The sequence below is a fragment of the Paenibacillus illinoisensis NBRC 15959 genome, from assembly GCF_004000925.1.
GTDB classification, from domain to species: domain Bacteria; phylum Bacillota; class Bacilli; order Paenibacillales; family Paenibacillaceae; genus Paenibacillus; species Paenibacillus illinoisensis.
This window is the reverse complement of sequence record NZ_BIME01000002.1, coordinates 131,321-157,307: the sequence shown is the minus strand read 5'-3', so window position 1 is coordinate 157,307 and position 25,987 is coordinate 131,321. Positions and strand designations below refer to the sequence as shown.

The following is a 25,987-nucleotide window of genomic DNA, read 5'->3' as shown; positions in this document are numbered from 1 at the left end:
AATGTTACCAACTGTCTATAACAACACATTATGATGCTTTAAAAATAAGGATTTTTCTTAAAAAAGAGCGATCAAGCAGCTCTGGAACGATGACAGAAACGTTACTTTTACGACACTGGATCCTTATACATGCACAAAAAAACAACCCTGCTAACGTGACGTGAGCAAGGTTGTTTAATTTCGTTTTTTTGTTCATTCTATTTAATACGGTTCACTGACTGGATCATGCTCAAAGGCTATGACAAGACTTTACCGAGGAAGTCACGCGTACGTGGATGCTTAGGTTGACCAAATACTTCATCTGGTGTTCCCTCTTCCACAATTACACCGCCATCCATAAAGATGATACGATCACCGACTTCACGGGCGAAGCCCATCTCGTGGGTAACGATAACCATCGTCATTCCGCCTTCAGCCAGGCGTTTCATAACGTCGAGTACTTCACCAACCATCTCAGGGTCAAGTGCAGACGTCGGCTCGTCAAACAGCATCACATGCGGCTGCATCGCAAGCGCTCTGGCAATGGCAATGCGCTGCTTCTGTCCACCAGACAGCTGACTTGGATAAGCATCTTTTTTATCCAAAAGCCCCACGGTTTTGAGCAAGTCTGCGGCGATCTGCTTGGCTTCCTGTGCAGACTGCTTTTTGACTTTGATCGGGGCAATGGTAATGTTTTGCTCCACGGTTTTATGCGGAAACAGATTAAAGTGCTGGAACACCATCCCCATTTTCTCCCGCGTTGCATTAATGTTGTGTTTGGGATCCGTGATCGATACGCCTTCGAAATTAATTTCACCTGAAGTAGGCTGCTCCAACAGGTTAAGACAGCGAAGGAAGGTACTTTTGCCTGATCCTGAAGGACCAATCACGACAACGACCTCGCCCTTGCCAATTGATACATCTATGCCTTTAAGTACTTCGTTTTTGTCGTAAGATTTGTGTAATTGTCTAACGTCTATCACTTGCACTCAACTTCCTTTCCAGTCGACCCAGCAGCTTGGACAAAATGAATGTCAATACAAAGTAAATGGCTGCTGCAATAAGGAACGGATTCATTCCTTGGTACGTAATGTTTTTGACTACACTTGCCTGATACATGATATCAACCATACCAATGACCGAGATAATGGAAGATTCCTTGATGATGGTTACGAATTCATTACCGATGGCAGGCAGTACAGCTTTGAAAGCCTGTGGCAAAATAATAAATCTCATGGCCGCGGCTCTACCCATCCCAAGCGAACGGGCAGCTTCAAGTTGACCACGGTCAACGCCTTGAATCCCTGCACGGAAGATCTCTGCCAGGTAAGCACCACTATTGATGGAAAGTGTTAAAATACCTGCCTGAAGAGGCGAGAACGTAATACCAAATGTCAAGGCAAGACCATAATAAATAATCATCAATTGAACCAACATAGGCGTACCGCGAATGACTTCTACATATGCCGTACCAATCCACCGCAAAATTGCTGTATCATGCATTCGGAACAAACAAATGATCAAACCGATGATTACCCCGAAGATTACGCCAAGTGCTGACAATAGGAGGGTATAACCAACCCCTGTAGCATAAAAGCTTTTGTACTGCCAGAACACTTCAAAAATATTTGGCGATTTGACCTCACGGTCTGCCATCAATTGACTGGCTTCGGTTACCATCTGATCAATTTTATTCTCGCTCTTCAATCGTTCAAGCGTACCATTAACGGCATTTAGCAACTCCGTATTGCCTTTGCGAATACCGATCGCTGCTGCTACCTGCTCTTCGTCCGGAACTGCAGGAGCAAGTCCAATCATATCGTCCAGGTAGCCTGCGGCAACCGTATCTTCAACGATTGCAGCGTTGATCCGTTTAGTCTGCAGTTGAAGCACAATGTCCGAGATTTTATCAAGAGACGTCAGCTTGGCTCCAGGAATCTTCTGTCCGATCGTTTCCTGAATCGAACCTTTCTGTGCTCCGATCTTTTCATTTTCCAGTTCAGCCATGGTCGGGTATTTGTCTTTATCCTCATTGCGAACCATGATGACTTGTTTCGATTTATAGTAGGTATCCGAGAAGTCGATACTTTTTTTGCGGTCCTCTGTCGGTGTCATGCCTGAAATAACGATATCCACGCGTCCACTCTGCAATGCAGGCAGCAGGCCGTCAAAACCCATATCTTCGATGACAAGTTCTACGCCCAGATCGGCAGCAATCTCTTTGGCAATGGCAATATCAAATCCGACAATCTCATCTTTGCCATTAATCACTTTATGGAATTCATATGGTGCAAAGTCGGCACTCGTGCCGAGAACCAATTTTTTACTGTCTGAAGTGCCCGTAGTTCCACTTGCCAGCGCCGAAGGAATGGCAGCTGTCAATAAAACGACAAAGGTCAACAGCATCATGGTGTAACGACTAATCAATTTCAACCCTGTTCTCCCCTTACAATACATTATGTGCTTCCTCATGTTGATGCCTGAGTCATTATAAAGTACAATGCATGATTATGCAATGAGTTTTCAACTTACAAATCCTGACTTGTTTCTGAAAAAATCAAGCAAACATGATATAATGACTAAATTATTTTCATTTTGCACGAAGGAGTTCACGATGACACATACCAAATCACAAATTTTGTCGGTTATTGATCAATATGCTTCCCGTTTTAAGGAGATTTCATCATACATTGGTGCCAATCCTGAACTCGGGAACGAGGAATACCTTGCTTCTGCCCGCTTAAAGGAAGAATTGATATTTCACGGTTTCGAAGTAGAAGCTCCCGTACTTGGACTGGGTACGGCTTTTATCGGCACCTACGCTGCTGCCAAAAAAGGACCAACCATAGCCCTGTTATGCGAATACGATGCACTTCCCGAGATTGGTCACGCTTGCGGCCATCATCTGATCTGTATGATGAGCCTGGGCGCAGCTGTCGGTCTAAAGTCCATTCTGGATGAAGTTGGAGGAACGTTAAAAGTCTTCGGCACACCTGCGGAGGAAACTCGTGGCGCCAAAGTTCCAATGGCTGAAGCAGGTCTGTTTGATGATTGTGATGTCGCGCTAATGGCCCATCCATATTATGCTTATGAGAAATCGGGCAGCTCTCTGGCCATTGATGCCGTGCAATTTGAGTTCCACGGCAAATCCTCTCACGCCGCGGCCAGTCCGCATGAAGGGATCAATGCTCTCGATGCCGTCATTCAAACCTTTAACGGTATTAATGCATTCCGCCAGCAAGTGAGAAGTACTGTCCGGATCCATGGTGTTATCAATAGCGGTGGTCAGGCTGCCAACATCATTCCCGACTATGCTTCAGCCCAATTTTACGTACGGGCCGCAACCAGAAAAGAGCTTAATATACTAACGCAGCGTGTCATACAAATTGCCGAAGGTTCTGCGCTCCAAACAGGCTGTCGTCTTGTGACTTCAAATTATGAAACGTCATATGATGAGATGGTAACCAATGAATCTTTATCTGCAACGTTCACTGAAAACCTCATGGAACTCGGTATTCCACAAGACGAGATCGTTAGCGGAGATGATCATGGCTCCATGGATATCGGTAACGTATCCTTACGCTGTCCTGCAATTCATCCTTACATTCGGGTCGTTGATGAGGTTCACACCCTGCACTCCATCGAATTCCGCGATCTGGCATTACAGGAACGGGCACTGGATGGCATGGTCTTGGGTGCAAAAGCACTTGCCACAACAGCTTATGATGTGCTAACGAAGCCTGAGCTGCTGCAAACGATTCGAACAGAGTTTGAACAGGCCCTACGATAATATAAGTTTTAAGTTAATAGAGACAACCAAAGAGGTGTTCTCTACAGATTGGATGGATATCACCAGGTCTGCAGAAAACACCTCTTTTCTTTATTTTGCATACGTATATTCAAGCCTAACCTGGAGATGCTTGTGAAATGAAATCGATGAAAGTAATGAAAATTTTACTAATTATGTAAACCTTTTATGGTTCATTTGCTGTCTAGCTTGGTTATGTAATGCTATACTCATCTTGATACAGGAGGTGCCGTCATGCTGCTCGAAGCGATGTATCACGTTCCCCGTGACAAGTGGGCTTACGCCTACAACACGTCTACGATTCATCTGCGTGTACGTACGAAGAGAGATGATGTAGACTATGTGACTGCACTGACTGGTGATAAATATGATTGGGACGGAACCTACAGGGAAATCCAACTGGAAAAAGCTGCTTCGGATAGGATGTTCGACTACTGGGAGGCTGCGGTTAAACCCCAATTCAAACGACTTACTTATATTTTTCGAGTCACAGCGGGTCATGAAAATGTATTTCTGGCCGACAATGGGATTCACCGCGATCCCCCTTACCCTACTGGAGGATATTACGAATTCTCGTACATTCATGAAATTGATGTGTTTAAGGTTCCCGAATGGGCCAAAGAAGCTGTTTTTTACCAGATCATGACCGAACGGTTCGCCAATGGCAATCCAGACCTCAATCCCGAAGGAACTCACGCCTGGGGAGGTACGCCCGAGCTGGATAACTACTTTGGCGGAGACCTGCAAGGCGTCCTAGATCATCTGGATGATCTAACCAAACTTGGCGTAAATGCTATATATTTCACCCCCCTCTTTCAAGCCAACTCCTACCATAAATATGACACCATTGATTATAAAAAAGTAGATCCGCATTTTGGAGATAATGATTTGCTCAAAAAAGTCACAGAGGAATGCCACCTGCGTGGTATCCGCGTCATGCTTGACGCCGTTTTTAATCATTGCAGTGAAGATTTCCCGCCTTTTCAGGATGTGCTGCAAAATGGAAAACAATCAAAGTATGTAGACTGGTTCCATATCAATGAATTTCCTGTCGGTATTAAGAACGGTATACCTACCTATGATACCTTCGGTTTTTATGGAAATATGCCGAAATTTAACACGGCCAATCCGGAAGTGAAAGCGTATCTGCTGGATGTCGCCGAATACTGGATTAAGGAGATCAAGCTCGACGGCTGGAGATTGGATGTAGCGAACGAAGTGGATAACCACTTCTGGCGAGATTTCCGCAAAGTAGTTAAAACGGCGAACCCGGAAGCCTATATTGTGGGCGAGGTTTGGAGTGATTCCCTGACATGGCTGATGGGTGACCAGTTCGATTCCGTTATGAACTACCCTTTTGCCGACAAGGTCCTGGAATTTTTCTGCGGATCCATGGATGGCTACAACTTTGCAAATGAGATGGGGTCCCTCATTATGCGGTATCCCCAGCAAACCAACGAAGTGATCTTCAATATGCTATGCAGTCATGATACGCCTCGCCTGCTCTCCCGATGCGGTGAAGACAAACGCCGATTAAAACTGTCCGTTGTATTCCTGTTTACCTACATCGGTACGCCGTGTATCTTCTATGGAGATGAAGTAGGCATCAGCGGTGAAGGAGATCCCGATTGCCGCAAATGTATGGAATGGGACCCTGCCAAGCAAGATCGGGAGCTCTATGACTTCTACCGGCTGATGATTGATCTGCGCAAAAGCAATGAGGCACTTCGCAAAGGGCGCTTCCGCTTTCTTAAAGCGGATCACAACGACCCCTGTATCGTATACGAGCGAATGGATGATCAGCTTCACTTTACCGTTTGGATGAATAATACTCCCGATGTACGCACCCTTTCTCACCCTATGGAGACCAGGGACTGGAGAGATGCTCTAACCGAAGATCCGGTTATTCCCACAGATGGCATCATGAACATTAAGCTCGATCCTTACGGTTATCGAATTCTATACAGACAGCTAGATCCTTCATAAAGGAATCTCCTAATTCATCAGATCCATGCTCCCTTTCTTCGATCTGGTGTTTAGGAGGTTTTTTTATGATAAATGCTAAACCTTTGTCCCCTTAATATTACCATTGGCATCAACAGTGACTCTCCAGCGGGTGGAATTGGGCCCTGTCAGTACAAGGTCGTTCACCAGTTGGTAGACAGAACCATTGTTGTCCTTAACCACATCAATCACGACGTTTTTTCCATTCGAAAAAGCACTGGACCCGAATAAATATCGACCAGTGGCACTAGACGATACCAGCAACACATTATCTTTAATAATGTTATTTTCCACAACCCGATTAGCATTATCAAAATGGACTGCCCACCAATTCCCATCATAGTTCATGCGATTGCCGGTTATAACGCTGTTTGATCCACGAATTTTCAGTGATGTGCCTTTACCCGAAATTGAATTGCTTGCGAATGTCACATTGTCATTAATGCTGACCATCCGGTCAGGATTGGTCGTGACAAAACCAGGCTGAATGATATTGCTGGTGGCGACTACCCCATTACTCAAGTCCATTGCAATTCCTGCTTTGGCAATATAATTGCCTTTGATGATGATGTTTCCGTCTGCAATGATCCCCCAATGATTGCCATTAGGAATCACGATATTATCGGAGATAACGCCAATATCCATACCTTCAATTCCGTTATTGGTTCTTGCCTCAATGGCTGCTGTAGGATTCGACTTCAAAATAGCATCAATATAATTGCCCTGAATCACAAAAATATGGTTGCTCTCATCATTTGGGTTGAATTGGGAAGGGAGAAAGGAGACAGACACTACAGAGCTGTTTCGAATATTACTGAAGAAGTTTGAAGTGACAAATGCGCCTCTAAAACCGATAAGTCCTACGCCAAAAGCTGTTCCAATCACACTGTTGTCATGGATATGCAGGCTCCGGGCCCCTGTCTCGCCACCTTCATTGTTACATGTAATGCCTCCACCTACTTTGGGCACATTAGACCCTTGCTGGCCTGCTGTAAACGTAGTATAGTCTGCATCTGTTGACAATACGGGTGTATGAAGAAAGTTTGTCGTTACAAATACGTTCCAGGTTGCTTTAATGAGGATCCCATCACCCAAGTATCGGTAGCAGTCATTTTGGCTAATGATGACAAAGGCCAGATTGGTCCTCACTGCAATGGGCTCTTCACCCAAGTGGTGAAGCTTGTTGTTTCTAATGATAACATTTCTTGAAGGATTCTCCTGACTGGTTGAACCATTCACGCCAATGCCGTCCGTAAATTTGCTAATATCATTATTCTGCAATATGACATTGCTGGAATTCTCTACGTAAATGCCTGTTCTTCCTTTGGCCCATCCAGCCTGAGTTGTACGCCTTAACGTTAGACCACTTACTTCAATGTGGTTGCTGTTCTCGAAGCGTAAACCCTGATCAGAAACTTCCAATATGGCTCCCGGATGAGCTCTGATGGTTACCGCTTTTCCATTAAACGTATAAAACCATCCCGATTTGATGACTTTGTAGTGTCCCGGCGTAAATAGTAAAATATCACCTTCTTGCGCTGAGTCAAAAAAAGCTTTGATCTGTGCGGATTGGTCAGTTCCATCACCCGGAGCGAAGTTTCTAACGTCAATGATATTTCCAGGGATAGAAGATTCAACCGCTGCAATATTCCCCAAAATCTGACTAAACATTGCGTTCATCTTGAGAGGATCAAATGTTTCATTCCCACCCCATGCCTCCAGATTCGGATTATAAGTGGAGGTGAAATTAATATGATTGGCCATTTTATCAACTCTCTTTCATCCTTTTTTCAACCTCATTCACTTCATTCGACCTCTACAGGGCATTCCAACATGGCTCCGGATTTACTCTGCAAAAAAAGCCACAGTACAATATATACTGCGGCTCCGTGGTTTGGTCATTATTTTGTATTCTCAACAGTAATGCTGCGATAAATGTCCATGTATTCATCAGCCGAAACATCCCAGCTGTAATCCCCGTTCATGCCATTTTTCACAATCTTCTTCCAGTGGTCGGGCTCGCGATACAACTTCTCTGCACGACGGATCGTATTCATCATGTCATGTGCGTTAAAGCTGGTAAACGAGAAGCCGTTCCCTTCACCGCTGAACTCATTGTATGCCTGCACGGTATCGTTAAGACCACCCGTTTCACGGACAAGCGGCACACTGCCATACCGGAGTGCTAACAGCTGACTTATGCCACACGGTTCAAACTTGGAAGGCATGAGAAATATATCACTTCCTGCATAGAAACGACGGGATAATCCATCGTTGAACTTGATTTGGGCTGACATTTTTAGTGGATAACGATAGGACGCCTCCCGGAACCAATGCTCATAGGCAGGATCCCCAGTTCCCAATACGGCAAACTGGATATCGTCGTAGTACAACAGCTCATCCAATATGCGACAAACGAGATCAAGTCCTTTAGAGTCAACAAGACGGGTAACCATTACCATCAATGGTGCATCCGGACGGACAGGCAGCCCAAGCTCCTTCTGCAGCTCAATCTTGTTCTCCGTTTTCTTGGATAGGCTTGTTCTGTACTTAACCGGGATTTTGTTATCCGTCGCCGGGTTGTAACTCTTGGTATCAATACCATTCACAATTCCGGTAAAACGTTCGCCAAGAGAGCTAAGCAAACCGTCCAAGCCATAGCCATAATAGGAAGTTTTCACTTCCTGTGCGTAGGTGGGGCTTACTGTTGTTACATGGTCTGAATAGACAATACCTGATTTTAGAAAATTGACATTACCATAATACTCTGCGCCATCCATGGTGAAATATCGGTCGTCCAGTTCAAGCAGATCGCTGAATAACGAATGTGGGAATACACCTTGATACAACAGATTATGTATGGTGAATACGGTACGTATCTCACTATAGAATGGCTCATGTGCATAATGCGCCTGCAGCAGCAGCGGAATCATTCCGGCATGCCAGTCATGACTATGAAGCACATCCGGCTTGAAGTCCAGAAGCGGCAATACCTCGAGTACCGCGCGATTGAAGAAAGCAAATCTCTCCCCATCATCCATATACCCGTAGACACCGTCACGGCCAAAGTAATATTCGTTATCGACAAAATAAATCGGGATTCCGTCATGGACGAGCATTTCAATGCCGCAGTATTGTCTGCGCCAGCCGAGTGGAACATCGGTCACGATAACCGGCTTCATGGCCTCCTTATATTCGTCAGGGATCCCTTTATATTTGGGTAAAATGACACGAACATCTGCCCCAGCCTTTTTCAAGGCTTGAGGCAAAGCTCCAATAACGTCAGCGAGTCCACCCGTTTTGATAAATGGATGGCCCTCGGCAGCAGCGAATAAAAGTTTCACGCCTTTTTCCCCCTTTTTGATTTGGCAGTGGTCTTATTTGTATTTGTATTTTTGAGTGCTTTTGGTCTGACAGAAGCGACTTCATTTGCTGTCTCATCCGTTTTCCGACGTGTATTCTTTTTTAGAATAACCACGCTTAGCGGAGGCAAAACAATCTCCAGACTGTGGGGATGGCCATGAAAAGGAATCTTTTCGGTAGCTATCTGCATATCATTCAATATACCTGATCCCCCGTAATCGGGATGATCACTGTTCAGAACTTCGGCATACATACCGGGACGCATGACACCAATCCGGTAACGCTCCCGCTTGACCGGCTGGAAGTTAACAAGCACAAGGAGTGTATCCGCAGGTTTTTTTCCTTTGCGAACATATGAAATGACACTTTGGCCATGGTCCTCCGGAGTGATCCATTCATATCCGTCCAGGGAATGATCAAGCTCCCACAAAGCTTTTTCGCTCAGGTACAGCTCAGACAGGTCACGTTCAAACTTGTGGAGTTTGCGGTGACTGTCATAATCCAGCAAGAACCAATCCAGTTCATCCTCATCTTTCCATTCAATAAACTGGCCAAATTCTCCGCCCATAAAGAGCAGCTTCTTGCCTGGGAAAGTCATGAAGTAACCCAAGAAAGCTCGCATGCCATCAAACTTTTGTTCGTACGATCCAGGCATCTTGTCCAGCAAGGACTTTTTGCCATGTACGACTTCGTCATGCGACAGAGGCAGCACATAATTTTCAGAGAAGGAGTAAACCACAGGAAATGTCAGCAAATGATGCTTCGACGGACGATCGTGGAAATCGGTTTTCATATAATCCAGCGTATCGTTCATCCAACCCATGTTCCATTTATAATTGAATCCCAGTCCGCCTACGTCCACAGGAGACGTGACCATCGGCCATGCACTGGACTCTTCAGCCATCATCAGCGCATAAGGATAGTACTTAAAGATCGTTTCATTGAGTTGCTGCAAGAAGGCAACAGCTTCTTTATTTTCCAATCCTCCGTCTGCATTGGGACGAAATTGGCCAGAATGCTTTTCAAAGTCAAGCCTTAACATGCTGGTAACCGCGTCTACACGCAGACCATCAAAATGATACATTTCCATCCAGTACAGCGCATTGGAAATAAGGAATGAACGAACTTCCGGTTTCGAATAATCAAAGCTTAGTGTTCCCCACCCTGGTTTCTCAGCCAGCAATGGATCTGCATATTCGAAAAGCGGTGTGCCATCAAACAAACGCAGACCGTGGGCGTCCTTGGCAAAGTGTGCAGGCACCCAATCAAGCAGTACACCTATTCCAGCCTGATGCAGTGTATCCACTAAATACATTAGATCCTTAGGACCTCCAAAACGGCTTGTCGGGGCGAAGAAGCCCGTACTCTGATACCCCCAAGAAAGGTCATAAGGGTGTTCACTGAGCGGCATCATCTCCACATGTGTGTATTTCATTTCTAATAAGTAAGGAACAAGCAGATCCGCGATCTCTCTATAACTGTATAAAGAGCCGTCTTCCTTTCGCTTCCATGTTCCGATGTGCATCTCATAAATATGTAAAGGCTTGTTATATACAGCCCTCTGTTTCCGTCTCCATGCACCATCGTTCCATTTGTATCCTTGGATGGAACTTGTAATGGAAGCCGTGCGAGGCCTAACTTCGGCGTGAAATGCATACGGATCTGCTTTCAGCAGTTCTACTCCGTTTTCCGTTAAAATACGGAATTTGTATAAAGTTCCTTCACTGATTTCCGGAAAAAAACGAGTCCAAAATCCAGAATCGGGTATCTTATATAAAGGTGCCTGTTCACCTTTCCAATCATTGCAGTCAAGAGCCAGCCCTACTTCTTTGGCATTTGGAGCCCAGACGGTGAAGCGATACCCCTGACGATGATCCTGAGTCGCAGGCTGTGCGCCTAATATTCGATAACTGTGATGAAGGTTTCCTTCATGAAACAAATAGATATCCTCCGGCGAAATGGCCGGATCTGCCAATGGTTGAATGGCCAAGAGATCACCTTCTTCCCCTAGAAAATAGATATAACGTTAATCATTACCCCATTCTAGCCAAGTTGAAAAGAAAAATGACGTGTTTAAAAAAATGTTGTAATTTTACAGGAATTTTACAGTATACATCGTTTCAACAGCACCACTTTGCGTTTATGTAAGTACTACACTGGACAAATATCTTGGGAGGGAAACGATTATGTTTAATAAAGATTGCATCGCTATGCTGTTGGCGGGAGGAGAGGGGAAAAGATTAGCCCCATTGACCTCAAGTATTGCTAAACCCGCTGTACCGTTTGGCGGGCACTACCGGATTATCGATTTTCCTCTCAGCAACTGCGTAAACTCAGGAATCGATACGGTTGGAGTATTGACGCAGTACCAAGCTGAATCTTTACACGATCACATTGGTGGAGGAGAACCATGGGGACATGGGAATTCGGAAGAGGCAGGAATCTCCCTGCTTCCATCTTATCATACAGGAAATGACGAATACTTGGGAACGGCGGATGCCATTTATAAAAATATCGACTATATTGACCAGCAAAACCCCGAAAATGTTCTAATTTTGTCGGGAGATCACATTTACCATATGAATTATCGTGACATGCTGGAATCCCACAAAGCGAACAAAGCTGTTGCGACCATTTCGGTAATGGAGGTTCCTTGGGATGAAGCACATCGCTTCGGAATTATGGCTGCGGATGAAAATATGCGTGTGACCGAATTTGCAGAAAAGCCCGCTGAACCAAAAAGTAACCTGGCTTCCATGGGTATTTACATGTTTAACTGGGAGTATCTGAAACGCCATCTTCTGCTGGATGCGGCTAACCCGAATTCCAGTCACGACTTTGGTAAAGACGTAATCCCTCAAATGCTTAATGAAAACAACTCTCTTTTCGTGTATAACTTCGATGGTTACTGGAAAGATGTTGGTACTGTAAAAAGCTTGTGGGATGCACACATGGATCTGCTGCATAACGAAGAAAACTGGAGCCTGCACAAAGAACACTGGCCGATGTTCACTCGTGACTGGAAAACCAAATTAAGTGCTCACAAAGCTCGTCATTCCCGTGCTGAGCATGCGTCCTCCATGGTCCATGAGTCATGTGCCATTGAAGGTCGTGCAGAGCGCTCTGTTATCTTCTGCGGTGCTGAAGTAGGAAAAGGTTCTGAAGTCAAAGACAGTGTTATTATGCCAAACGCCCGTATCGGTAGAGGTGTTCATATCGAACGTGCCATTATTGGTGAAGGTGCCATTATCAAGGACGGCGCCATTGTCAAAGGCACTGCTGATGAAATTGTCGTTGTAGGCCCTAATGAGGTTGTGTCTGCCAAACCGGCAGTCCGCACTCAGCCTGCACGTATTCTGAAAGAAGTATATGAGAAAACCGGTCGCTTGCGCGCTGGCGAACTCTCTTCATAATATACCAAAAAAGGCAAGCCGTTAATGGCTCGCCTTTTTTGATGCATTCAGAATGTGTCAATTGCAATCGGGTGTCTATTCGCTTTTGCCTGTATCCGAACCCGGTTTAATGTATTGTGCCCCGCTCTCTTGTTGCGTTTCTGAAGCGAGTTCATTCACCTGATGCTCAGTTACGATCTCTTCTTCCTGCAAAGCGGGCAGTTCTATCGTGACGGTTGTACCCGATCCGAGTTCACTTTGTATCGTAATCGTTCCTTCATGCAGCTCAACGAGTTCTTGCGTAATGGCAAGCCCCAATCCTGTTCCACCATTCTGGTGATTGACCTGGAAGAATCGATCACGTACTTTGATGAGATGCTCCTCGCTAATCCCGATCCCGGTATCCTGCACAGCTGCTATGATCTTTCCGTCCTCTTCTTTTACCGACAGATAAATCCACGAATTTTCATGTGAGAATTTAATTGCATTATCCACGATGTTCAGGAATACCTGTTTCAGGCGATTTCCATCACCATGCACGTTAAAAGCACGGGTCTCATCTGTGTCCAGCTTCAAATGTATTTGCTTTTGTTCCGCTTTGGCCCAAACGTTCAACATCGTTTCCTGCACGATCTCACGAATACTGACCGTACCTTTGACCAGCTTCATCTGATTTTGCTGCAGTTTGGAGAAATCCAGCATCTCTTCGACCAGCCCGATCAAGCGTTCTGTTTCTTTCGAGATAATGCTCATGCCAATACGTGTCTCATCCGGATCATATCCGCCTGAATCCAGCGTTTCACTCCAGCCTTTAATGCTAGTCAGTGGTGTTCTGAGCTCATGAGAAATGGATGAGATAAAATCATCCTTGATCTGGTTACTGCGAACGATCTCATGAGCCATAAAATTCAGTGTGGATGCCAATTCGCCAAGTTCGTGCTTATAGTTCCCTTTGACTCTGACATCCAGACGTCCTCTCGCCATCTGGGCAGATACCGCGGTAATATTGTTAATGGGACGGACGATGGAGTTCGCCATACCAATGCTGATAATCAGAACAATGGCCATAACAGCAATCCCCACGGCAACGGCAAGCAATCCCATGACAAGCAGCTTCGAGTTTACATTTTCGAGTGAAGTCAGATATCTTACAATGTACGTATTCTCCCCACCCAGATCAAGTTTGTGCGAAACGGCCATGACTTGCTCACCGGTGCCCGGTTGTCTGCCTACCCACCGTCCCGTATTGCCATTTATGGCCTGCATGATATCACTTGTCTGCATTACGGCCCGGTCAGACTCGAAGGCCGCAGAGCTGGCAAGAACTCGTCCGTTGAGATCAAGAATTTCGAGCTCTGTGCTGGATAGTTCCAGGTTCGAAAGCAACTTCGACAGATTACCATTATCCGCATTATCCTCGCGGGCGATGGGCTCCAAAAAGTCTTTTGACATGGAAATATGAGAGCTGATGGTATTGTATATACTCTCGTAATAATACCGCTGCACCGCAAGCATAAAAATAAATTCCACCAATAACAGAGCAAGCAGAACTACGAAAAAATAATGTAGTACGATCTGCCTGGTGATGCCTTTTTTAATCATTGCTCCCGGCCCTTCCATTTATAACCGTGACCCCATACAGTCTGCAGGTATTCAGGTTCGGAAGGATTGTTCTCGATTTTCTGGCGTAAGCGGCGAATGTTCACATCCACAATTTTGGGATCTCCCATATATTCCTTGCCCCATACATGATCCAGGAGCAAATCACGGCTAAGTGGTGTATTCTCTTTTTCCAGGAAGAATTGAATAAGTGAAAATTCCGTTGGAGTCAATTCAATCAATTCATTTTGTTTTTTAAATTGTTTGGAGATCAAATCAAGAGAAAACGGCCCCGATTGGAATGTGACCTTAGCTGCAGTCTCCCGATGCACATTTACTCTGCGCAGCAAGGATTGAATTCGTGCGATCAGTTCGGTCGGGCTGAATGGTTTGCTTACATGATCGTCTGCTCCAACAGAAAGAGCATATACCTTGTCCTGTTCCTGAACCTTGGCCGTCAAGAAAATGATGCCCAAACGTTCATTGGTTTCACGGATGCGACGACACACTTCAAAACCGTCAATTCCAGGTACCATGACATCAAGAAGAGCCAGGTCAATATCTGGTACAGTTTGCAAGATGCGAAGTGCTTCATGCCCATCTCCTGCTTCAAGCACTTCGAACCCGTTTCTCTTCAAATTGATTACGATAAAACTGCGGATGGATTCTTCATCCTCAAGAATAAGTACTTTACTCATTTAGTTCTCCCTTTCTGTTCAGCTGAGACATATTATCAAGTAATCCATCATTACTATCCTGCGCATTACGTGAAGCAATCACCCGGTCGTTTGTTCGGGTAATTTCCTTCCATCTCTTTCCTTTCTCCTGTTCCCACTGAGAAAGCGTGAAATATTTAATTTCACCCACGGTTTCATCCGTATCAATCATTTTAAATCGAATATATTTTTCCTTTTCCGATTTGGTGTCGATTGTAATCTTGCCGTACCACTCAGGTTTTAAGTTTAAATGAAACAGATTGGCATCATCACGGTACTGGAATGAGACAAATTCCTTTCCATCCTTGCCATCCCATTGATAAAAGGTATAAAACCACATGCGGGAATCAAACACGTAATGTTCCCAGCCTTTTGGCGTTTCCTTTAGTCCAAACTCAATAATACCATCATTGTTGAAATCACCGCTTAAAATTTTGTCATCTCTATAGGTTTGATCAGGTGATTTGAAGGCATTTACCAGTTTGTTATCCTTCACATAGATCAGTTGTGAGAAAGAACTGCGGTCATCCAGCTCTGCGTCCAGCACAATACCCATCTTATCCTTGGCGATTTCTCCTCCAAGCGCATTGTAGATCTCTTTAACGGTATAATCGGTCTGCAGCCGATCAACTTCCTTAAAGCTGCCTTCGTCATACTGATACAACGCTACACTTGCAAACCCACTGTTATTTAGGGCTACAATGGCAAAATCGCTTTTTCCATCCCCATTCATGTCCAGTGTGTTACCTTGCAGATCATCAATAATATACTGGTTATAAGGGACTCCACCCAATACCTGCTCAAGAGCACCGCCATAATATGAATACGCCGTCAGTGCTTTTTGGTCTTGCAGACTCACACCGAGTATGATATCCGGGTTTCCATCGTTCGTGATATCCAACACTTTAAAGGATTGCAATTCACTTCCCGGAACGTCAAACGTCAGCTTCTTAACCCACGTATCTCCCTGTTCCTCCAGGAGCATGCCATGAATACGCACATTCTCATTGGGTGTTTCGTAAAATACGATAGCTTCGCGCGTTCCGTCCCCGTCGAGATCTTCAACACGGATCATGCTGGTGTTGTTCATGTCTTTGGGGCGAATCAGATTGCTCTCTGGCGGCTGCTCTTTCTGAACAACGTAAAACAATTTTTCTTTGTCCGTGGACAGCATGGGTTTCTTCATCAAGCCCTTGGGGTCGCTTATGACCGTACATCCGCTAAGAACGGAGCCGAGCACCACCGTTACTGCTCCACACGCTAACAGGCGCCCCCATCTTGAGTTAAGCAATTTCATCACTCATTTCAATAGTTTAAATCATGTTTTTTTCCTTCTGTGTCAGTCTACGTCCACGTATATCAAAGGCAATCTTGCCTTCTGCAAGACCCCAGATGCGAGCTGCATGTTTCTCCGCCATCTCAATAGGTAAAACGGCAATAACCGTTGCCCGTTCTTCTTCGCACAGTTTCCGCAGCGTCTCGAGAACTGTGTCGGCAGTATGTGGGTCAAGCCCAATTACTGGTTCATCCGCGAGAATGACTTTTGCCCCATGGGCGAGTGCACGGGCAATCGCTACACGCTGCTTCTCACCACCGCTTAGCTTTTCTGCGGTTTGATGAGCTTTATCCAAAAGTCCGAGTCCTTCAAGATAATCCATGGCACCCATGTAATCATCGGAACGGACCATTCCAGTCACCATTCTCCACCAAGGCGTCTGACCAGACCGACCGATCAATACGTTTTTGAGTGCTGACTTTCTAGGATAGAGCTGAGGATTCTGTTCCAAGTATGCCCATTCACGCTTAATTTTCCGTTTGCCGGACCAGCCTTCTTTCAAAATTTCGACACCGTCAACCGTAAATCGGCCGCCATCCCATTTCTCCATCATGGCCAGGCACTTGAGCAGCATGCTTTTTCCACTGCCGCTTGAACCGACTACTGCGATCATTTCACCTTGTTGCATATCAAATCGTATATCCCGTAGAACCGGAACACGGTCCGCTCCAACGGATTTACTCAAATTCTCAACTCTGATCATCGCGATGTCTCCTCTTGTCCATGTTTTTCCCTACTATATAGTGTACTCGGAAATGGACATCAATTTCCATGCGAACACCAGCTTCTATTTTAACACAGAATGAGAACTTGGTTTATGTTGGAACAGGACACCTGCGGCACCAAAAAGCAAATAAAAACAACCAAGCAAGATAAACATGCTTCCGGGTGAGATCCAATTGATCATCTGACCACCCAAATTCGGTCCCAGAATACTGCCTATCGTAAAATGGAACGAGGCCACGACGTTCGCTGCAGGAAGAAGTGCCTTTGGTAAAATATCTGCTGCATAGGCAAGTCCAAGGGAGAAAAAGGACCCTACCAGCCCACCTGCTACGGTCAGTAATACCAGCGTCCACCAGAAGTGAGTTCCGGCCACAGGTACCAGCATGAACATAACCCCGCCTGCAATACCAGCAGACATTAACACTTTTTTACGTCCAAAACGGTCACTGAGGATGCCCAGAGGCAACTGCAGAAACAATCCTCCAATTCCCACAAACGGCAGTAAAGATGAGATCTGATTGGCGTCTAAACCAATCCGCAATCCATATACCGGAAAGTTGCTGTTCATCCCGGCTTCCATATAGCCATAAAGTAGAGCTGGTATTAACGCATACCATGCCCATGCCCAGCTGCGTCGGAAGCGGCGTTCCGGGAGCTGACCAAGCTCTGCTTTTTCCGGTTTGGTATCAGGAAGCTTCATTAATACAAGCAGGAGCACAGCTCCCATACAAACGAAAAGAACCCAGAACGGCACTGCCTCGCCAAATCCGAGCAGCTTGATGCCCAAAGGCCCGATACTGAAGCCAAGTCCGTAGGACATGCCATATAGGGATATGTAGCGACCTCTCTTTTCGGGTGCCGTCACGAGAAGAACCCAGAGCTGAGCAGCATAATGTAAAGCACTATCGCCTATACCAACGACGAGACGAAGAATAAACCATATTTTAATATCCGGTAAATACGGAAAAAGAATCAGGGGAAACATAACAAATAGCAGGCCGCCGACAATCAGCTTTTTAAAACCAACTGCTCCGAGCAGCCGTTCAGCGACCAGAGTCATTGCAAAGGAACCTACATACAGCGCTGCTGCATTGAGGCCATTCAACCCAGGTGATACCCCTTTTTGCTCCAGAAAAATGGATAGTACGGGAAGCAATAATCCTTGGCTAATCCCTGCTACAACTATAACGATGATCAGGATGAGATAGTTGGATGTAGAATGTGATGATTTTGCGACATTAATAGATGACACGAATTTCATTCCTCCTGCGGACAACCAAAAGAAAAATCGCCATCGCTGACGACTTTTCGCATGTTATTCATATTCATATGATAAAGCGCTGCTTCACCGGTGCATTTGCCCCGGACTTGAACATTATAGTGGACAACGCCCTGCAAAACAAGCCATAATAGTACATAAGTCGCTGCGTACATTTAGATGTGACGGGAGGATTCTGCATCGTTATGACTTATCATGTCAAGATTGATGTTTCACCGATATATGAAATGCTGAACAGTTTTCTTGTATATGTCACGAAAAAATGGATTCAGCATCTGGATGTTGGACCCGAATGGATTCTTGAAGTGGAAGGCAAACTAAGTTCCAACGTACGTGCTGCTCTGGCACCTGCGTCGACTTGGCCTTTTGATGATTTTGATGTTTTGTTCGCATGGGCTGCCTACCGGACCTGCTCTTCAGAGAATCAGGATTTTCTGCATATGCTTGCGAGTCTGCCTGCAGAGGAATTGTTTGCACGTGTATCTCCTCTTCTGCCGAGTATTACAATAGAAGAAACAAATCGGATTCGGGACAGTTACGTGCCGCTTCTACGTCTCTGGGACCAGCATTACTGCCAAAATATAAGTGACGATTATCGTACCTGGCTGGAAGAGGACGCTCATGAGAAGCGAATTCTTTTGGAGAAAATGGGACCTGAACTGCTTATTGAATATGCTACAGCAGGTGTTATTGTGGAGCCAATGCCCGGATTAGATGAAGTGATTCTATTCCCCACAGTACATAACCGTCCGATTAATATCTACTGCTTCTACGAAGGCATGATGATTATGCAATACCCGGTTGATACTCCTGAAGAGAATGAAGATCAGCCGCCAACCTGTCTGCTGCGTTTTACACATGCTTTGGCTGATCCCGAACGCCTTCGCTTGCTTCGTTACGTATCCGATGAGCCAAAGTCGCTTGCGGAGATGTGTGAAGAATTGAACAAAGACGAAGACATGGTTAAAGATCAGGTTATGGCGCTACGTGTCGCAGGTTTGCTGCGAACCCATCTGCTCGGCAGTAACCGCAAAGAGAAATACAGTATCCGGCCGGATGGCGTGTCTGAATTGAACATGTTCCTGGAATCCTATATTCGCATATAAATGAGGATGTAACTGGAGTTGCCGGCTGCAAGGAGTGATTTTGAAATGAACACGATTAAACAGCATATCATTTTCGATCTGGACGATACGCTCGTCTATTGCAACAAATATTTCAACTTAGTCCTCGGTGAATTCTTCGAGAACATGCAGGAGTGGTTTGACAATCATGCATTAACCGTTCAGGACATTCGTGACAAACAACTGGAGATTGACGTGACCGGTGTGAACCAGGTCGGATTCGCCAGTCATCATTTTCCACAGTCTCTTATTGATACGTATCGCTATTTCTCTCAGAAATATGCAAGAGCCACTTCCACTGAAGAAGAAACGTTCCTCACGAAGCTTGGCATGAGTGTATATGATCGGGAGGTTGAACCTTACCCTCATATGGTTGAAACACTGGAAAGCCTGCAATCAGCCGGACATGCCCTCTATCTGTATACCGGAGGCGAAACGGTGATTCAACAACGGAAGATTGATCAGATGAAGTTATCCGCTTATTTCGATGACCGTATCTATATAAGGCAGCATAAGAACGTCGAAGCACTTGAAGGCATTTTATCTTCCGGCCCCTTCGACCGCAAAACAACATGGATGATCGGAAACTCATTACGCACGGATATTTTGCCAGCGGTCACGGCTGGAATCCATAGCATATATATCAAACAACCAAATGAATGGCAGTATAACATTGTTGAACTTCAGCCCAATCCGGAGACTTCGATGTACACCATCACCGCTCTCGAAGAGGTGCCTCAGGTCATTCATGAGAATATTCAGCAGCAGCAGCAAAAAAGGACCCTGGGTTAAGGGTCCTTTTTGTTTACATAAATCTGTGATTGCTTTATTTTTTTGAACTACCTTACTACTCCTGCCTTTCAGCTGACAGCTTGCCCGAAGATTGATCCTGCAGGATGATCCGGGCCTTAACCGTACTCCCGTCCTTACGTTTGAAAGACAGCACCTGAGTGCTTCCCTTCTCGATCAAAGACTTTAACATCGTACTGGTTATTTTTTTGCCAACGTACTCTTTCCAGATGACAAACCCACAGCCTTCCTTAAATCGCGTACACCCATAGCCTTTTTTTCCCTCAATAATCTGACCGGTGCATCCTGGTGAGGGACAAGATGCCAAGGGCTCACGAACACCGGCATTTGCCGAGCTCGCAGATGCAGTCTTTGCCACTGAGACTGCTGTGTTACTCGATTTGGAGACAGACCCTGAAGACTGCCGTGATGATTTGGGAGCTGAAGCTGCTGTTCTTGCTGTTGTTTTCGTTCCTGATTTTGAGGATTTTGCTCCCTTACCTTTGCCACGTCCCCCGCGTGAATCTTCCCCAAAGGCGTCTGCAGGTGCAGGGGCTTGTACACGCACCTTATCAATGATGGACATGGTAAACTTCTTAACGTTCTCCATAAACTTGTCCTGACCGGCTTCCCCTTTGGAGATCTGATACAATCTTCTCTCCCATTGTCCAGTCATCTCCGGAGAGGTTAACAAATCAACTCCGGCTCGCCGAATCAATTCAATCGCTGTTCGGCCTTTTAGCGTCAACTGCATCTTTTTCCCCTGCATCGTGATATAACCAACATTTTTGAGCCGCTCGATGGTTGCAGCTCGTGTCGCTGGCGTACCCAGACCACTGTCCTTCATGGCATCTCGCAGTTCCTCGTTTTCGATCTGCTTACCCGCACTTTCCATCGCTTTAAGCAAAGTTCCCTCCGTATAACTTTTGGGAGGTTGGGTTGCTTTTTCCTTGAACTCGCTCTTGCTACACTGCACTGGAAGTTCTGGCTGCACAGAGAACGACTTATCCGTCCATTCTTCGGATTCTTCTTCCTCATTATTGTTCTTCTTCGTTTTTTTCTTTCCCGAGCCATTCTGCTCTTGATCTGTAGAAGGCAGAACAACTTTCCATCCGAGTGACAGCAGCTCCTTCACAGAAGTTTTGAACTGATGCTGCTCTACTTCAGTAAGTACGGTATGCTGCTTGTATTCTGCAGGCGGATAGAAATGAGACAAAAACCGTCGGACGATCAGGTCGTAGATGTTCTGCTCATCCTTCGATAATGTACCTGGCCGTTTCAACGTAGGCAAAATGGCATGGTGATCCTCAACCTTGGAAGGATTGCAGACTCCCTTGTTATTCTTATAAACCAATTCAGGTTTTGCACCAATGGCCAGTTCACTATAGGGCCCGTTCTTTAGCAGGTTTAATGTTTTGTGCATACCCTCAATATTCTGTTCCGTAACATAGTTGGAATTCGTCCGCGGATAGGAAATAACCTTGTGTTTCTCGTACAAGGCCTGTGCAATGTCCAGTGTCTTCTTCGCTCCATACCCATACTTGGCATTGGCTTCACGCTGCAGCAGAGTCAGATCATATAGTCTGTACGGATACTCCTTCGTTTGCTTCGCCTCATACTTGGTAATATGTCCGGTCTTGCCCTTCACACTGCTCGCTATCGCTTCAGCAGCTTCCGCGTCCGTGAGCTTGTCTCCTTGGCGTAAACCTCTGTACTCTACACCCTCCTGACGGAACCAGGCAGCGACTTCATAAAATGTTTGTGATTGAAATGCCTCAATCTCCATTTCCCGATCATAGATCAACGCAAGAACGGGTGTCTGTACACGTCCCACAGATAACAGCGCGTTATGCCTGGTCGTAAAGGCACGTGATGCATTCATGCCAATCAGCCAATCGGCCTCACTTCGGGCGCGAGCAGCATGAGTCAGATTTTCGAACTCTGATGCATCCTTAAGTCCGTCAAAGCCACGCTTAATGCTCTCTGCAGTCAGGTCCGAAATCCATAGTCGTTTAACTGGTTGACGCAGCTTCAACTGCTGTTGAATCAATGCAAAAATATACTGGCCTTCACGCCCGGCATCACATGCATTTACGATTGATGATGCTCGTTTGGCAAGCTCTCCAATGATCTTCAGCTGATCTTTTGTTCTGGGATTCGGCACGATTTTGAACTGATCCGGAATAATGGGCAGATCCGCAATATTCCATCGTTTGTATTTCGTATCATATGCATCCGGTTCAGCAAGCCCGAGCAGATGACCAATCGCCCAAGTGATAATGTAATGCTCACCTTCAAGATAACTGCGATTGTTCTTGGCTCTTGGTTCTATGACGGCGGCAATGGTTCGACCCATATCAGGCTTTTCCGCTATAACCAATGTCTTCATCCGTCCATCTCTCCTCCTTCACCGTCCGCATGACGGCAAAAAGGGGCCTTCCGCCCACGGAAGCCCCTTGCTTCTGAATCCTATTATATCAGATTTTGATTCCGGGAGCATCCTCCGTGGAACAATTAGCCTGCAGCTTGTTCATTTATGGCCTGCTTTTCCCGGCATTCCCTGCATACACCCTGAAAGTCAAGACGATGATCCGTCACGGCAAATCCGTATTGACGTTCAATCTGCTGCTCCAGACGAAGCAACCCATCTTCCATAATTTCTTCCACGGTTCCGCACTCTGTGCAGATCAAATGATGGTGATGATGGGAACCATCTGTACTCCGCAGATCGAAGCGTGCAGCACCATCTCCAAAATTAATTTTCTCTACAACCTGAAGATCACTTAGCAGCTCTAGTGTCCGATATACGGTTGCCAGGCCGATCTCAGGAAACTGCTCCTTCACCAGCAGAAACACTTCCTCAGCACTGAAATGATCCTTTTCATGTTCAAGCAGCACACGTACCGTCACTTCACGCTGTTGTGTCAATTTATATCCTTTGTCTACCAATTGCTTTTTAATGTCAAATATTTGTTCTGAAATGGACTTCTCCCGGTTTCTTGCCATAGCTGTCGCACCTCCGGATTTAAATTCTCTATTTAACAATGTCATTTGTTGTCTTATTTATAATTATTATAATCTAATAATAAATCTTTACGACTTAAAAAGCAATGCTATACCGCACACTAGCCCAAATTATTTGATACGCAATAGAGTTATGAAATAAAAAAACAACTCCCACTATAAGCGAGAGTTGTTTTTTGTATCACATCTTTTGTTCCGATATAATTTATGAAATTATTGCTTATTACAAATTAAGCAAGAACGGTGGCACCCATCAGGTATTTGTCTACTTCACGAGCGGCTTCGCGTCCTTCATTGATTGCCCACACAACCAGACTTTGTCCGCGACGCATGTCTCCTGCAGCGAATACTTTATCCACATTGGTATTGTATTTGCCGTAGCGAGCTTTAACATTGGTACGACGATCTGTTGCAAGCCCCAGCTGTTCAACCAGCGTTTGCTCCGGACCATCAAACCCGATCGCGATCATTGCCATTTGTGCAGGGAAAACGCGCTCTGTACCAGGGATTGGCTGGTAGATCTTACGACCTGTTTCATCAACGATACGCTCGATTTGAATCGTATGCAGCTCTTTGAGGTTGCCCTCTTCATCTCCAACAAATTTGGTTGTCATGATGGAGAATTCACGCGGATCTTGCCCGAACAATGCTTTGGCTTCCTCTTGTGCATAGTCCAATGTGTAAACGTTAGGGAATTGCGGCCAAGGGTTGTTAATGCGATCACGTTCCATTGGTGCTTGGGTATGTGTACCAAATTGAGTTACGGTACGACAACCGTGACGGAGCGATGTAGCCACACAGTCCGAACCAGTATCTCCGCCACCAATAACGATAACGTCTTTATCTTTTGCAGAAATGTAGTTTCCGTCCTCCAGATTGGAATCCAGGTAACTTTTGATACTGCCATTCAGGAAGTCCATCGCGTAATGTACGCCTTTCAAGTCGCTTCCTTCAATATTGAACTCCCGCGGCTTCGTAGCGCCACCACACAGCACGACTGCATCATACTCGTCCACCAATTGCTGAGCAGGAATATCCTTGCCAATCTCGGTGTTTGTCACGAACTGAACGCCTTCCGCTTCAAGCAGATCCACACGACGTTGCACCACTTTTTTGTCCAGTTTCATTGTAGGAATACCATACATCAGCAAACCACCGACACGGTCCGAACGCTCATATACAGTTACCGTATGACCTGCTTTATTCAACTGAGCTGCCGTTGCAAGACCTGCAGGGCCAGAACCAACGACCGCTACGCGCTTACCTGTGCGTTTCTCCGGAGGTTGGGGAACCACCCAGCCTTCTTCGAATCCTTTTTCGATAATAGCTTCTTCAATCGTTTTGATGGTAACCGGCTGGCCGATCAGGCCAACGGTACAAGATCCTTCACATGGAGCTGGACAGACACGACCTGTAAACTCCGGAAAATTATTTGTTTTGTGCAGACGATCAAGCGCTTCTCTCCACAATCCACGATATACAAGATTATTCCATTCCGGAATCAGGTTATGCACAGGACAGCCCGACGTTCCGCCAATCATATCTATACCTGTATGGCAATACGGGGTACCACAATCCATGCATCGTGCACCTTGTGTTCTGAGCTCTTCTTCAGCCATATGTTTATGAAACTCTTCCCAATCCTTAATCCGCTCAGCCGGCTCCCTGTCCGCAGGCAGCTGCCGTTTGTATTCCATAAATCCAGTAGGTGTAGACATCTTACGTTTTCCCCCATCCGTTCTCGTCTTAATCCTTTCATTGGCATGGTTCTATATGAAATGGATTACTCATGCTGAGTTTTTTGTCTATTGTATCACAAAAACTTCTCAAAGATATTTCAATTATAGTAGCATTTCGACAACTGAATATTAAATGGATTATCCGCATAATTATTTGTATTTTATACATCATATCGTCAGGTTTAGCTGTGGTCAATACCCTTATTTTGGAGCTGAAAATGATGATCAAAAGTCTGATCTAACGTTTATTATGTCGAAAAACAAAACGAACGTCATGTGAATGTGAGCTAATTTACCATTAAAATCAAGCAAGTCAGCCCTATACACCTCCCAATTCCGAATATTCACTCGAATTTAGGGCTTTACAACGGTAAATGCCCATAACTTTTATACTTTTTTACTAGTTATGTTGAAAAGCTTATTTTTGAGCCCCAATTTCTCATGGTTACAAATGTTATATTCGTGTAAACCACAAATAATGGCAGAGGGCAACCTACATTTTTAAAAATAATGAAAAAAGACGCTGTTCACGAATATATCGTCAATCAGCGCCTTTTCTATTTTTCATTTCACACATCAAATTTCAATGAATTATCATCTTAAAGGTTAGCTTCAGCGTTTGCGTTCATAAAACTCAAACGTATAGGCGTACACATTTTTCTCGTCCTGCTCGCCCTCAATCTGCTCCTTCAGCTCCCATTCGGACCAATCCACATCCGGGAAAAAGGTATCTCCCTCAAATTCCTCATGGATCCTGGTAACCACCAACCGGTCCGCCAGCGGGAGGAACTCACGGTATACCTGTGAGCCACCGATTACACATAGTTCCTCTCCTTTGGTAGCCTCCAAACCTTCTTCAATGGAATGCACCACTTCTGCCTGCTCTACCTTGTAGTTCAGATCTCTGGTGACCACAATATTCCGGCGCTGCGGGAGCGGCTTACCACCAAAGGATTCCCACGTATTGCGACCCATAATAATCGTTTTATTTAACGTACGTTGCTTAAAAAAAGCCATATCTTTGGGCAATCGCCATGGAATGGAGTTGTTCAAGCCAATAACACCATTTTCACCCATAGCCCACACAAGTTCAATACTCAAAATGCTAC

General features: G+C 45.4%; 19 protein-coding genes. 5 read left to right on the top strand and 14 right to left on the bottom strand.

The features are described from left to right. Window positions 1–236: 236 nt before the first annotated feature. Both PIL01S_RS06180 and PIL01S_RS06175 read right to left on the bottom strand, forming a co-directional pair. On the bottom strand, window positions 237–962 hold the full coding sequence (locus PIL01S_RS06180; RefSeq protein WP_153978998.1) for an amino acid ABC transporter ATP-binding protein: 726 nt from the start codon (window positions 960–962) through the stop codon (window positions 237–239). Continuing rightward, window positions 949–2,388 carry an ABC transporter substrate-binding protein/permease gene (locus PIL01S_RS06175; RefSeq protein ID WP_371859931.1) on the bottom strand — a complete coding sequence of 480 codons (1,440 nt, stop codon included), beginning with the start codon at window positions 2,386–2,388 and terminating at the stop codon, window positions 949–951. The genes PIL01S_RS06180 and PIL01S_RS06175 overlap by 14 nt, the downstream gene beginning before the upstream one ends. Before the next feature lie 205 nt (window positions 2,389–2,593). On the opposite strand from PIL01S_RS06175, the gene PIL01S_RS06170 reads away from it, so the two are divergent. Together PIL01S_RS06170 and PIL01S_RS06165 are read left to right on the top strand one after the other, a co-directional pair. Beyond that, window positions 2,594–3,769, top strand: a complete 1,176-nt coding sequence (locus tag PIL01S_RS06170) for a M20 family metallopeptidase (RefSeq protein ID WP_127536739.1) — start codon at window positions 2,594–2,596, stop codon at window positions 3,767–3,769. Window positions 3,770–4,021: 252 nt separating this feature from the next. After that, window positions 4,022–5,773 (top strand): alpha-glycosidase, encoded by a 1,752-nt coding sequence (locus PIL01S_RS06165; RefSeq protein ID WP_127536738.1) that lies wholly within the window; start codon window positions 4,022–4,024, stop codon window positions 5,771–5,773. Between the two features lie 75 nt (window positions 5,774–5,848). On the opposite strand, the gene PIL01S_RS06160 is transcribed toward PIL01S_RS06165, so the two are convergent. From PIL01S_RS06160 to glgB, 3 genes are all read right to left on the bottom strand, one after another. Beyond that, window positions 5,849–7,555 carry a right-handed parallel beta-helix repeat-containing protein gene (locus tag PIL01S_RS06160; protein WP_127536737.1) on the bottom strand — a complete coding sequence of 569 codons (1,707 nt, stop codon included), beginning with the start codon at window positions 7,553–7,555 and terminating at the stop codon, window positions 5,849–5,851. A 137-nt stretch (window positions 7,556–7,692) separates the two neighbouring features. Then, window positions 7,693–9,135: a glycogen synthase GlgA gene (gene glgA / locus PIL01S_RS06155; protein WP_127536736.1), complete on the bottom strand. Its 1,443-nt coding sequence runs from the start codon at window positions 9,133–9,135 to the stop codon at window positions 7,693–7,695. After that, a complete protein-coding gene (gene glgB, locus PIL01S_RS06150; protein WP_127536735.1) occupies window positions 9,132–11,144 on the bottom strand; it encodes a 1,4-alpha-glucan branching protein GlgB in 2,013 nt (670 codons plus the stop codon). The genes glgA and glgB overlap by 4 nt, the downstream gene beginning before the upstream one ends. A 196-nt stretch (window positions 11,145–11,340) precedes the next feature. Between glgB and PIL01S_RS06145 the strand changes: the two genes are divergently transcribed. Then, window positions 11,341–12,567 (top strand): glucose-1-phosphate adenylyltransferase, encoded by a 1,227-nt coding sequence (locus PIL01S_RS06145; protein ID WP_127536734.1) that lies wholly within the window; start codon window positions 11,341–11,343, stop codon window positions 12,565–12,567. A 75-nt stretch (window positions 12,568–12,642) separates the two neighbouring features. Here PIL01S_RS06145 and PIL01S_RS06140 read toward each other — a convergent pair whose 3' ends face one another. The 5 genes from PIL01S_RS06140 to PIL01S_RS06120 all read right to left on the bottom strand — a co-directional run bounded on the left by PIL01S_RS06140 (window position 12,643) and on the right by PIL01S_RS06120 (window position 18,184). Then, entirely contained in the window at window positions 12,643–14,148 is a 1,506-nt protein-coding gene (locus PIL01S_RS06140) for a sensor histidine kinase (protein ID WP_127536733.1), read from the bottom strand. Beyond that, the gene (locus tag PIL01S_RS06135; protein ID WP_095286490.1) at window positions 14,145–14,843 is read right to left on the bottom strand and encodes a response regulator transcription factor; all 699 of its coding nucleotides are present in this window, start codon (window positions 14,841–14,843) and stop codon (window positions 14,145–14,147) included. Before PIL01S_RS06135 ends, PIL01S_RS06140 begins: the two co-directional genes overlap by 4 nt. Then, on the bottom strand, window positions 14,836–16,152 hold the full coding sequence (locus PIL01S_RS06130; RefSeq protein WP_127536732.1) for a hypothetical protein: 1,317 nt from the start codon (window positions 16,150–16,152) through the stop codon (window positions 14,836–14,838). Before PIL01S_RS06130 ends, PIL01S_RS06135 begins: the two co-directional genes overlap by 8 nt. A 22-nt stretch (window positions 16,153–16,174) precedes the next feature. Continuing rightward, window positions 16,175–16,900 (bottom strand): phosphonate ABC transporter ATP-binding protein, encoded by a 726-nt coding sequence (locus tag PIL01S_RS06125; protein WP_127536731.1) that lies wholly within the window; start codon window positions 16,898–16,900, stop codon window positions 16,175–16,177. Window positions 16,901–16,984: 84 nt separating this feature from the next. Then, window positions 16,985–18,184, bottom strand: coding sequence for an MFS transporter (locus tag PIL01S_RS06120; RefSeq protein ID WP_127536730.1), 1,200 nt, complete (start codon window positions 18,182–18,184; stop codon window positions 16,985–16,987). Between the two features lie 203 nt (window positions 18,185–18,387). On the opposite strand from PIL01S_RS06120, the gene PIL01S_RS06115 reads away from it, so the two are divergent. Together PIL01S_RS06115 and PIL01S_RS06110 are read left to right on the top strand one after the other, a co-directional pair. Further along, entirely contained in the window at window positions 18,388–19,308 is a 921-nt protein-coding gene (locus tag PIL01S_RS06115; protein ID WP_127536729.1) for an ArsR/SmtB family transcription factor, read from the top strand. Between the two features lie 45 nt (window positions 19,309–19,353). Further along, window positions 19,354–20,118 (top strand): HAD family hydrolase, encoded by a 765-nt coding sequence (locus PIL01S_RS06110; RefSeq protein WP_095286485.1) that lies wholly within the window; start codon window positions 19,354–19,356, stop codon window positions 20,116–20,118. Window positions 20,119–20,173: 55 nt separating this feature from the next. Here the strand turns inward: PIL01S_RS06110 and PIL01S_RS06105 are convergent, their stop codons facing one another. From PIL01S_RS06105 to PIL01S_RS06090, 4 genes are all read right to left on the bottom strand, one after another. Further along, window positions 20,174–22,504, bottom strand: a complete 2,331-nt coding sequence (locus PIL01S_RS06105) for a type IA DNA topoisomerase (protein WP_127536728.1) — start codon at window positions 22,502–22,504, stop codon at window positions 20,174–20,176. Between the two features lie 125 nt (window positions 22,505–22,629). After that, window positions 22,630–23,121 carry a ferric iron uptake transcriptional regulator gene (gene fur, locus PIL01S_RS06100; protein WP_281280768.1) on the bottom strand — a complete coding sequence of 164 codons (492 nt, stop codon included), beginning with the start codon at window positions 23,119–23,121 and terminating at the stop codon, window positions 22,630–22,632. Window positions 23,122–23,369: 248 nt separating this feature from the next. Further along, window positions 23,370–24,857: a glutamate synthase subunit beta gene (locus PIL01S_RS06095; protein WP_095286483.1), complete on the bottom strand. Its 1,488-nt coding sequence runs from the start codon at window positions 24,855–24,857 to the stop codon at window positions 23,370–23,372. Window positions 24,858–25,490: 633 nt separating this feature from the next. Then, a complete protein-coding gene (locus tag PIL01S_RS06090; protein ID WP_127536727.1) occupies window positions 25,491–25,979 on the bottom strand; it encodes a dihydrofolate reductase in 489 nt (162 codons plus the stop codon). Window positions 25,980–25,987 lie beyond the last annotated feature (8 nt).

What these genes read in the sequence shown, in the direction of transcription:
- PIL01S_RS06175 (WP_371859931.1), bottom strand. Translation starts at nt 2,388, where the DNA reads ATGATGCTGTTGACCTTTGTCGTTTTATTGACAGCTGCCATTCCTTCG.
- PIL01S_RS06170 (WP_127536739.1), top strand. Translation starts at nt 2,594, where the DNA reads ATGACACATACCAAATCACAAATTTTGTCGGTTATTGATCAATATGCT.
- PIL01S_RS06165 (WP_127536738.1), top strand. Translation starts at nt 4,022, where the DNA reads ATGCTGCTCGAAGCGATGTATCACGTTCCCCGTGACAAGTGGGCTTAC.
- PIL01S_RS06160 (WP_127536737.1), bottom strand. Translation starts at nt 7,555, where the DNA reads ATGGCCAATCATATTAATTTCACCTCCACTTATAATCCGAATCTGGAG.
- PIL01S_RS06145 (WP_127536734.1), top strand. Translation starts at nt 11,341, where the DNA reads ATGTTTAATAAAGATTGCATCGCTATGCTGTTGGCGGGAGGAGAGGGG.
- PIL01S_RS06140 (WP_127536733.1), bottom strand. Translation starts at nt 14,148, where the DNA reads ATGATTAAAAAAGGCATCACCAGGCAGATCGTACTACATTATTTTTTC.
- PIL01S_RS06135 (WP_095286490.1), bottom strand. Translation starts at nt 14,843, where the DNA reads ATGAGTAAAGTACTTATTCTTGAGGATGAAGAATCCATCCGCAGTTTT.
- PIL01S_RS06125 (WP_127536731.1), bottom strand. Translation starts at nt 16,900, where the DNA reads ATGATCAGAGTTGAGAATTTGAGTAAATCCGTTGGAGCGGACCGTGTT.
- PIL01S_RS06120 (WP_127536730.1), bottom strand. Translation starts at nt 18,184, where the DNA reads ATGAAATTCGTGTCATCTATTAATGTCGCAAAATCATCACATTCTACA.
- PIL01S_RS06115 (WP_127536729.1), top strand. Translation starts at nt 18,388, where the DNA reads ATGACTTATCATGTCAAGATTGATGTTTCACCGATATATGAAATGCTG.
- PIL01S_RS06110 (WP_095286485.1), top strand. Translation starts at nt 19,354, where the DNA reads ATGAACACGATTAAACAGCATATCATTTTCGATCTGGACGATACGCTC.
- PIL01S_RS06105 (WP_127536728.1), bottom strand. Translation starts at nt 22,504, where the DNA reads ATGAAGACATTGGTTATAGCGGAAAAGCCTGATATGGGTCGAACCATT.
- fur (WP_281280768.1), bottom strand. Translation starts at nt 23,121, where the DNA reads ATGGCAAGAAACCGGGAGAAGTCCATTTCAGAACAAATATTTGACATT.
- PIL01S_RS06095 (WP_095286483.1), bottom strand. Translation starts at nt 24,857, where the DNA reads ATGTCTACACCTACTGGATTTATGGAATACAAACGGCAGCTGCCTGCG.